Source organism: Streptomyces sp. NPDC058877 (genome assembly GCF_042742855.1).
Taxonomy (GTDB): domain Bacteria; phylum Actinomycetota; class Actinomycetes; order Streptomycetales; family Streptomycetaceae; genus Streptomyces.
Map to the genome: position 1 here is coordinate 1 of NZ_JBHYMF010000255.1, position 8,730 is coordinate 8,730.

At 73.4% G+C, this 8,730-nt stretch carries 6 protein-coding genes; 4 read left to right on the top strand and 2 right to left on the bottom strand.

Translation table 11 applies throughout. The features are described 5' to 3' along the window. Window positions 1–31: 31 nt before the first annotated feature. Entirely contained in the window at window positions 32–1,150 is a 1,119-nt protein-coding gene (gene serC, locus ACFW2Y_RS32885; RefSeq protein WP_384886494.1) for a phosphoserine transaminase, read from the bottom strand. Between the two features lie 51 nt (window positions 1,151–1,201). On the opposite strand from serC, the gene ACFW2Y_RS32890 reads away from it, so the two are divergent. Continuing rightward, window positions 1,202–4,039 carry an FAD-binding and (Fe-S)-binding domain-containing protein gene (locus ACFW2Y_RS32890; RefSeq protein ID WP_384886497.1) on the top strand — a complete coding sequence of 946 codons (2,838 nt, stop codon included), beginning with the start codon at window positions 1,202–1,204 and terminating at the stop codon, window positions 4,037–4,039. Window positions 4,040–4,164: 125 nt separating this feature from the next. Here the strand turns inward: ACFW2Y_RS32890 and ACFW2Y_RS32895 are convergent, their stop codons facing one another. Then, window positions 4,165–5,025, bottom strand: coding sequence for a LysR family transcriptional regulator (locus tag ACFW2Y_RS32895; protein ID WP_384886500.1), 861 nt, complete (start codon window positions 5,023–5,025; stop codon window positions 4,165–4,167). 157 nt (window positions 5,026–5,182) lie between these two features. On the opposite strand from ACFW2Y_RS32895, the gene ACFW2Y_RS32900 reads away from it, so the two are divergent. The 3 genes from ACFW2Y_RS32900 (at window position 5,183) to ACFW2Y_RS32910 (ending at window position 8,441) form a co-directional block, all read left to right on the top strand. Next, window positions 5,183–6,166 (top strand): DMT family transporter, encoded by a 984-nt coding sequence (locus ACFW2Y_RS32900; RefSeq protein ID WP_384886503.1) that lies wholly within the window; start codon window positions 5,183–5,185, stop codon window positions 6,164–6,166. Window positions 6,167–6,175: 9 nt separating this feature from the next. Next, window positions 6,176–6,547 (top strand): VOC family protein, encoded by a 372-nt coding sequence (locus tag ACFW2Y_RS32905; protein WP_384886506.1) that lies wholly within the window; start codon window positions 6,176–6,178, stop codon window positions 6,545–6,547. A gap of 202 nt (window positions 6,548–6,749) precedes the next feature. After that, the gene (locus tag ACFW2Y_RS32910; RefSeq protein WP_384886509.1) at window positions 6,750–8,441 is read left to right on the top strand and encodes an acetolactate synthase large subunit; all 1,692 of its coding nucleotides are present in this window, start codon (window positions 6,750–6,752) and stop codon (window positions 8,439–8,441) included. Window positions 8,442–8,730 lie beyond the last annotated feature (289 nt).

The following is an 8,730-nucleotide window of genomic DNA, read 5'->3' on the forward strand; positions in this document are numbered from 1 at the left end:
GCCGGGCCCTCCGGACCGGGGAAACCCCCGGTCAGAGCTTCTCGATGACGTGGTCGATGCAGGCCGTCAGCGCCCGCACGTCCGCCGGGTCGATCGCCGGGAACATCGCGATCCGCAGTTGGTTGCGTCCCAGCTTGCGGTACGGCTCGGTGTCCACGATGCCGTTCGCGCGCAGCACCTTCGCGACGGCCGCCGCGTCGATCTCGTCCGCGAAGTCGATCGTGCCGATGACCTGGGAGCGCTTCGCCGGGTCCGTGACGAAGGGGGTCGCGTACTTGGACTCCTCGGCCCAGGAGTACAGCGCGTTCGAGGACTCCTTGGTGCGGGCCACGGCCCACTCCAGACCGCCCTGGCCGTTGATCCACTTCAGCTGCTCGTTGAGCAGGAAGAGGGTGGAGAGCGCCGGGGTGTTGTACGTCTGGTTCTTCAGCGAGTTGTCGATCGCCGTCGGCAGCGAGAAGAACTCCGGGACGTGCCGGCCGGACGCGTGGATCCGCTGCGCCCGCTCCAGGGCGGCCGGGGAGAAGGCCGCGAGCCACAGGCCGCCCTCGGCGGCGAAGGACTTCTGCGGGGCGAAGTAGTAGACGTCCGTCTCGGTGATGTCGACCGGGAGGCCGCCCGCGCCGGAGGTCGCGTCGACGAGGACGAGTGCGCCCTCGTCGGCGCCCGCGACCCGCTTGAGGGGGGCGGCGACACCGGTGGAGGTCTCGTTGTGGGTGTACGCGTAGACGTCGACGCCCGCCTCGGCCACCGGCTCCGGGTGCGTGCCCGGGTCGGAGGAGATCACGGTCGGCTCGGCAAGCCAGGGAGCCAGCTTGGCGGCCTTCGCGAACTTGGAGGAGAACTCGCCGAAGGTGAGGTGCTGCGACTTGTTCTCGATGAGGCCGTGGGTCGCGATGTCCCAGAAGGCGGTGGAGCCGCCGTTGCCCAGGATCACCTCGTAGCCCTCGGGCAGCGAGAAGAGGTCGGAGACGCCGGAACGAACCTCGCCGACCAGGTTCTTGACCGGAGCCTGGCGGTGGGAGGTGCCGAGGAGGGAGGTGCCGGTGGCGGCCAGGGCGTCCAGCGCCTCCGTACGCACCTTGGAGGGGCCCGCGCCGAAACGGCCGTCGGCGGGCTTGATGTCAGCGGGAATCTGGATCTCAGCCACGAGGCGGAGGGTATCGGTTCGGGGAGGGCCCGGTCGCCGGATGTCCGCCCGATGAGACGAGGCGTGGGACATCCTGGGCTCGTGCGAACACACGAGGAAGACCCGTCCGGGCTTGCCGCAGCCCTGCGCACCGCCGTCGCCGGAGAGGTCGACTTCTCCACCACGGCCCGCGCCCTGGCGACGATGGACGCCTCCAACTACCGCCGTGTTCCCGCCGGTACGGTCGCACCGCGCGACGCCGACGACGTCGCCGCCGTCCTGGAGGTGTGCCGGGCGCACGGCACCACCCCGGTCGTCGCCCGCGGCGCCGGGACCTCGATCGGAGGCCAGGCGACCGGGGCCGGCGTGGTGCTCGACCTCACACGGCACCTGGGCGGGATCGTCTCCCTGGACCCCGGGGCGCGCACGGCCGTGGTCCGGTCCGGGCTCGTCCTCGACCGGCTGCGGGCCGCGGCCCGGCCGTACGGACTGACCTTCGGCCCCGATCCGTCCACGCACAGCCGCTGCACCCTCGGCGGAATGATCGGCAACAACGCCTGCGGGGCGCACTCGGTCGCCTGGGGCACCACCGCGGACAACGTGCGCTCCCTCGAAGTGGTGAGCTACCGGGGCGACAAGTTGACGTTGGGCCGGGGCGGGCAGGGCGCCCCCACCGGACTCCTGGACCTCGTCGACCGCCATCTGGCCCTGCTGCGCACCGGCTATCCGGCCGACCTCCCGCGCCGCATCTCCGGCTATGCGCTCGACGCGCTGCTCCCCGAGCGGGGCGTCGACGTGGCCCGCTCCTTCTGCGGCAGCGAAGGCACGCTGGGCATCGTGACGGAGGCGACGGTGGCACTCGTCCCGCTGCCGTCCGCACCGGTCCTGGTCGTCCTCGGATACCCCGACGAGGGCGCGGCGGCCGATGCGGCGGCCGGACTGCTCGTGCACCGGCCGCTCACCGTGGAGGGCATGGCCGCGGACCTCGTGCGGGGCGCCGACGGGCTGCCGCGGGGGGCGGCCTGGCTGTTCTGCGAGGTCGACGGCGAGCGGGCGGCCCGGGAACTGGTCCGGGCCGCGGACGCGCTGGACGCGGCGGTGGTCCGGGAGCCGGCCGGACAACGGGCGCTGTGGCGGATCCGGGAGGACGCGGCCGGGACGGCGACCCGCTCGCCCGACGGGGTGGAGGCCTGGCCGGGCTGGGAGGACTGCGCGGTGCCGCCGGCCCGGCTCGGCGGGTACCTCCGGGAATTCCGCGCCCTCCTGGCCGAGTTCGGTCTCCGCGGAGTCCCGTACGGGCACTTCGGGGACGGCTGCGTGCACGTCCGGATCGACTTCGACCTGTACAGCGGCAAGGGCGTGCGGGACTTCCGCGGCTTCTCGGAGGCCGTCGCCGACCTCGTGGTCGCCCACGGCGGCTCGCTCTCCGGCGAGCACGGCGACGGACAGGCGCGGGCCGAACTGCTGCCCAAGATGTACGGGGAGGAACTGGTCGCCCTCTTCGGCGCGGCCAAGGACGTGTGGGACCCGGACGGAGGCCTGAACCCGGGGATGCTCGTGCGACCGCGACGGCTCGACGAGGGCCTGCGGTTCGAGGGCCTGCCCCTGGTGGGGATCGGGCGGGCGGCGGCGCGGTGCGTGGGGGTCGCCAAGTGCCGGGTGGACGGGCCTTCTTCGGGACCGGGCGTGATGTGTCCTTCGTACCGGGCGACGGGGGAGGAGAAGCACTCGACGCGGGGCCGGGCACGGCTCCTCCACGAGATGGCGCTCGGGGAACTCATCACCGACGGCTGGCGCTCGGAGGAGGTGCGGGAGGCGCTGGACCTGTGCCTGTCCTGCAAGGGCTGCCGCAGCGACTGCCCGGTCGGCGTCGACATGGCGGCGTACAAGGCGGAGTTCCTCGACCGGCACTACGCGGGCCCGCTCGGTCTGCTGCGCCGGCCCCGCTCGCACTGGACGATGGGGCGCCTCCCGAGCTGGCTCGGCCACTTCGGGCGGGGACTGAACGCGGTGCTGGGGCTGCCGTTCGCCGCGCGGCTCGCAGGGGTGACGCCGGAGCGGACGCTGCCGAGGGTGGCGGAACGCCCCTTCGCGGACTGGTTCGCCGACCGCGCCTCGAACCGCCCACCGGCCCTCACCCTCTGGCCGGACACCTTCACCAACCACCTGGCCCCCGAGGTCGGCCAGGCCGCCGTCCGCGTCCTGGAGGACGCCGGCCTAGGGGTGGAACTGCCGCCCGGCCGGGTCTGCTGCGGGCTCACCTACGTCTCGACCGGCCAGCTCGGGGCGGCCCGGAAGGTCATGCGGCGGACCCTCGACGTGATCGGCGAGGGGACGGGCCTGCCCCTCGCCGTCCTCGAACCCTCCTGCGCCGCGACCCTCCGCACCGACCTGCCCGAACTGCTGCCGGACGACCCCCGTGCCGCCCGGCTCGCCGCTTCCGTGCACACCTTCGCCGAAGTCCTGGAATCCCTGGCGCCCGACTGGACCCCGCCCCGACTGGACCGTCCGGTCGTCGGCCAGACGCACTGCCACCAGCACGCCGTCCTGGGCGACGCGGCCGACCGCAGGCTCCGGGAACGTGCCGGCCTCACCGGTGAGCTGGCGGGCGGCTGCTGCGGCCTCGCGGGGAACTTCGGCTTCGAACCGGGCCACTACGAGGTCTCGGTCGCCTGTGCCGAGGACCAGTTGCTGCCGTCGCTGAGGAGCGCCGCCCCGCACGCGGAGGTCCTGGCGGACGGCTTCTCCTGCCGCACCCAGGTCGCGGACCTGACGGGACTCCGGGGCCGGCACACGGCGGAACTGCTGGCGGAGGGACTGGAGGAGGGATTGGGGGAGGCGTTCGGGGAGGGGGCGGGCGGGGGTCCGGCCCGGGGTGGAGGATCCGAGCCGGAGGCCGGCGCCCCCTGAGGCGGGCCGACCGAGCCACGGCCGGTGGCGGGCGGGGGCGGGGCCGTGGCGAGGGAGGCGGGGAACGCGCCCGCCCCGGCCGGTGGCACAGCGCCGGCCGGACGGTCCGCCACGCCGCCCCTCCGCTACGCCGCCTCCCGGACGATCGCCCGGGCCATTGCGATCAGCGCCTCCGTCGCCGGGTGGGGAAAGGCGTCCCGCCAAGCGAGCACCACCGGCAGGGGCGGTGCGTCGGGGAGCGGGCGGTAGGCGACGCCCGGATGGGGATGGAGCGCCGCCGTGGAGGCGGAGGAGACGCCGACCCCCCGGCCAGCGGCGATGGCCGTGAGCCAGTCGTCGGTGTTGGCGACCGTCAGGGTGGCGGCCGGGCGGGCACCGGCCGCCCAGAGCGCGAGGGTGGTCGCGCCGGAGACCGTGTTGAGCACGACCGTCTCACCGGCGAGGTCGTCGAGGGCGAGCCGGGCGCGGTCGGCGAGCGGGCTGTCGGCGGGCAGTGCGGCCACCCGCTCCTCGGTCGCCAGCTCCGCCGTCACCAGACCCGGGGCCTCCACGCTTCCGCGCAGCAGCGCCGCATCCACCTCGCCCCGGGCCAGACCGGCGGTGCGGTCGTCGATGCGGAGGAGTTCGAGGGGCGTCTCCGGGTGCGCGCGCTGCCAGCGCCGCAGCAGCGGGGTGGTGTACGCGCCGAAGGCCGACCAGGCGTGTCCGAGGCGCAGCGGACGGTGCCGCAGCCGCGCCGGGTCGACGGCGGTCTCGAAGGCGGCGAGGGCGGCTGCCGCCCGGTCCTGGAACGCGCGCCCCTCGGCGGTGAGTACCAGGTGGTGGGTGGAGCGGTCGACGAGGCGGGCGCCGAGGTGCTGCTCCAAGGCGGCGAGGGTGCGGGAGACGGCGGGTTGGGTGAGGTGGAGCCGGGCGGCTGCCCTGGTCAGGCTGGACTCCTCGGCGATGGCGAGGAAGCAGCGGAGGTGACGCAGCTCGATGCTCATGCGTCCGGAGCATAACCGCAGCACAATCGGCATTTCCGGTGCCGCGCAGAGGCTCGTAGCGTGAGAGGGGAACCTGGCCGCAGTCCGTCGTTCGGTGCATTATTCTGGACTGAAGGTTCAGTGTGTTGAACTTTTTCTGGTTGTGAAGGAGTGGTCGATGGACGGTCCGGTCAAGGAGGTGCCCCCGGTCGCGGCACCCGTCGTCGTGCCCGCGGCGACGCCCGCGGTGCACCCGGGGGGTCCGGGTGGTCCGGGTGGTCCGGAGGCCCCAGGGCGGGCGCGACCCGCCGCGGGGACCCGGCTCGGGCCGGTCGCGCTCGTCGTCGCCGGCGGACTCTCCGTGCAGTTCGGCTCCGCCGTCGCCGTCCTGCTCATGCCGCGCGCCGGCGCACTCGGGGTCGTCACCCTGCGGCTGGTGCTGGCCGCGGCCGTCCTGCTGATCGTCTGCCGGCCCAGGGTCCGGGGCTACGGCCGCGCCGACTGGGGGACGGTCCTCGCCTTCGGCACCGCCATGGCCGCCATGAACATCCTCTTCTACCAGGCCGCCGACCGGATCCCGCTGGGCGCCGCCGTGACCCTGGAGGTCCTCGGCCCGCTGATCCTCTCGGTCGTCGCCTCCCGCCGACTCGTCAACCTCCTCTGGGCCGGCCTCGCCCTCGGCGGCGTCGTCCTCCTCGGGGGTGGCGGCTTCGACCGCCTCGACCCGCTCGGTGCGGCGTTCGCCCTCGCCGCGGGCGCCATGTGGGCCGCCTACATCGTCTTCAGCGCCCGCACCGGCCGTCGCTTCCCCCAGGCCGACGGGCTGGCCCTGGCCATGGCGTTCGGCGCCGTCCTCAGCCTCCCGCTGGGCATCGCGGAAGCGGGCGACACGCTCCTGGTGCCGTCGACGATCGGCCTGGGCCTGGCGGTCGCGCTGATGTCCTCGGTCCTTCCCTACACCCTGGAGCTCCTCGCCCTCCGCCGTCTGCCCGCACCCACCTTCGCGGTCCTGATGAGCCTGGAACCCGCCATCGCCGCGGTGGCCGGCTTCCTCGTCCTCGGCCAGTTCCTGTCCGGCACGGACGCCCTCGCCATCGCCCTCGTCATCGGCGCGAGCATGGGCGCGGTCCGCACCCGGTCGCGGAGCGCCGACGGCGCCTAGACTCCGCGCATGATCGCCCAACTGCAGTGCGTCGTCCTGGACTGTGCCGCCCCCCGCGAACTCGCCGGGTTCTACCGCTCGGTGCTCGGCGGGGACGTGGACCGCCCCGATCCCCGCTGGTCCCTCCACGCGGACTGGTCCACCCTGCACACCCCCGGTGGGCTCGTCCTCTGCTTCCAGCGCGTCGCCGACCACCGTCCGCCGACCTGGCCGGACCCCGAGCGGCCCCAACAGTTCCACCTCGACTTCGGCGTCGCCGACCTGGACGCCGCCCACGAGCAGGTCCTCGCACACGGCGCGACGCTGCTCGACGACGCGGCAGGACACTGGCGGGTCTACGCGGACCCGGCCGGCCATCCGTTCTGCCTGGTCAGGCACTGACCCCACCGGCCGTGAGCGGTCGGACGGCGGATCGGCCGCACGGGCCCCTCCGCTGCCGTGCGGGTCCTCGCCGCCCAAACGTCGGTGGGCGACGGTCTGCGCGCCGGCTCCCGCCACCGCACCCCCAGGGCCCCCGTTGCCCCGTGCCCCGGTCGGCGGCCGAAGAGTGGCCGAGGGAGGAGGGCGTGCCTACGTTCGTCGCATGGGTACCGAGGGCGCGACCGGGGCGCGGAAGACGGCGGTGGTGGAGGACGTCGCGCACCTCCTGGTGCGCTGTCTGCGGGCCGAGGGCGTGGAGTACGTCTTCGGGATCCCGGGTGAGGAGAACATCCGCTTCGTCGACGCGCTGAACGACTCCGGCATCCGGTACGTCCTGGTGCGCCACGAGCAGGCCGCCTCGTTCATGGCGGAGATCTACGGACGGCTGACCGGCCGGGCCGGCGTGTGTTCGGCGACCCTGGGGCCCGGCGCGATCAATCTGCTCCTCGGCGCCGCGGACGCCATGACCAACAGCGCGCCGCTGGTGGCCCTGGCCGCCCAGGGTTCCCTGCGCCGCATCCACAAGGAGTCACACCAGGTCATCGACCTCGTGTCGATGTTCGCTCCCGTCACCCGGTGGTCGGCCCACATCGAGTGTCCGGACGCGGTGCCGGAGATGACGCGCAAGGCGTTCAAGACCGCTCAGAGCGAGCGTCCCGGAGCCGTGTTCCTGGCGGTGCCGGAGGACATCGAAGCGGAGGGCCCCGCCGAGCCCCTGGGCCCCTTGCAGATCGATGCGGTGCACGCCGATGCGCCGTCACCCTCGCAGATCGCCCGGGCGGCCGAGGTGCTCGCCACGGCCCGGAACCCCATCGTGCTGGCCGGCCACGGCGCCGCGAGGGCCGGGGCCTCAGCCGCTCTGCTGAGGTTCGCCGAGCGGCTGAACATCCCGGTCGCGACCACCTTTCACGGCAAGGGAGTCTTCCCCGACGACCATCCCAACGCCCTCGGTGCGGTCGGCTTCATGCGCCACGACTACGGCAACTTCGGCTTCGACGCAGCCGATGTGCTGCTCTGCGTCGGCTACGAGGTCCAGGAGTTCGACCCTGCCAAGATCAACCCGAACGGCGACAAGCGCATCGTGCACGTGCACCGCTCCCCCGCCGAGGTGGACGCCCACTACCCGGTCGCAGTCGGCGTCGAGGGCGATCCCTCCCAGGCGCTGGACGCACTCGCGGCAGCACTGCCCGACGGCCTCGCCCACGACTCGTCGAGCAGCACGAAGATCCGTGCGCTGCTCGACGAAGAGCTCCGCTACGGACGCGACAACGAGGCTTTCCCCCTGGTGCCGCAGCGCGTGGTGGCGGACGTCCGTGCGGCGCTGGACCGCCAGGACATCGTGCTCGCCGACACCGGCGCCGGGAAGATGTGGATGTCCCGCCTCTACCCGACCTACGAACCGAACACCTGCCTGGTCTCCAACGGACTGTCCACCATGGGATTCGCGCTGCCGGGTGCCATCGCCGCCAAACTGGCCCGGCCGGACCGACGTGTCCTTGCGGTGATGGGCGACGGCTCCTTCCTGATGAACTCCCAGGAACTGGAGACCGCCGTCCGCGAACGCATCCCCCTGGCCGTCCTCGTCCTCGTGGACGAGGAATACGGCCTGATCACCTGGAAGATGGAACTCGAACTCGGCCGCCACAGCCACACCCGGTTCACCAACCCGGACCTGGTCGCCTACGCCGAGAGCTTCGGCGCACGCGGCTACCGGGTCGAGTCCGCCGACCAGTTGCTGCCCACCTTGCGCCGCGCCGTCGACGACGACGGTGTCTCCGTGATCGCCTGCCCCGTCGACTACTCCGAGAACCTGCGCCTGACCGACCGGCTCGGCACCCTCAGCGGCCCGTTCTGACCTGCTGGTTTCCAAGACGGGAAACCGGGCCCCCCGGTCGACGTCGCACCTCTCGCCCGCCGGGGCGTGGGCCGCGTGTTCCCACTGCTGCGCAGCGATGCCGCTCTGCCGTGTTCCGGTGTCCGTCCCGCCGCCCACGACGCCCTGCCCGAGGACGAGCGGCCGACCGCGCCCGACGCGTACGCGATCGGCGCGGGGGTGCCTCTATGTCCTTCGTCAAGGCGCCCGTGTCGGGTTTGGGGTGGTTCAGGGTTGTTGGGGTTATGCGGCGAGCTCGATGTCCTTCGGC

Coding starts and splice junctions, on each gene's coding strand:
- ACFW2Y_RS32890 (WP_384886497.1), top strand. CDS start 1,202: ATGAGACGAGGCGTGGGACATCCTGGGCTCGTGCGAACACACGAGGAA.
- ACFW2Y_RS32895 (WP_384886500.1), bottom strand. CDS start 5,025: ATGAGCATCGAGCTGCGTCACCTCCGCTGCTTCCTCGCCATCGCCGAG.
- ACFW2Y_RS32900 (WP_384886503.1), top strand. CDS start 5,183: ATGGACGGTCCGGTCAAGGAGGTGCCCCCGGTCGCGGCACCCGTCGTC.
- ACFW2Y_RS32905 (WP_384886506.1), top strand. CDS start 6,176: ATGATCGCCCAACTGCAGTGCGTCGTCCTGGACTGTGCCGCCCCCCGC.
- ACFW2Y_RS32910 (WP_384886509.1), top strand. CDS start 6,750: ATGGGTACCGAGGGCGCGACCGGGGCGCGGAAGACGGCGGTGGTGGAG.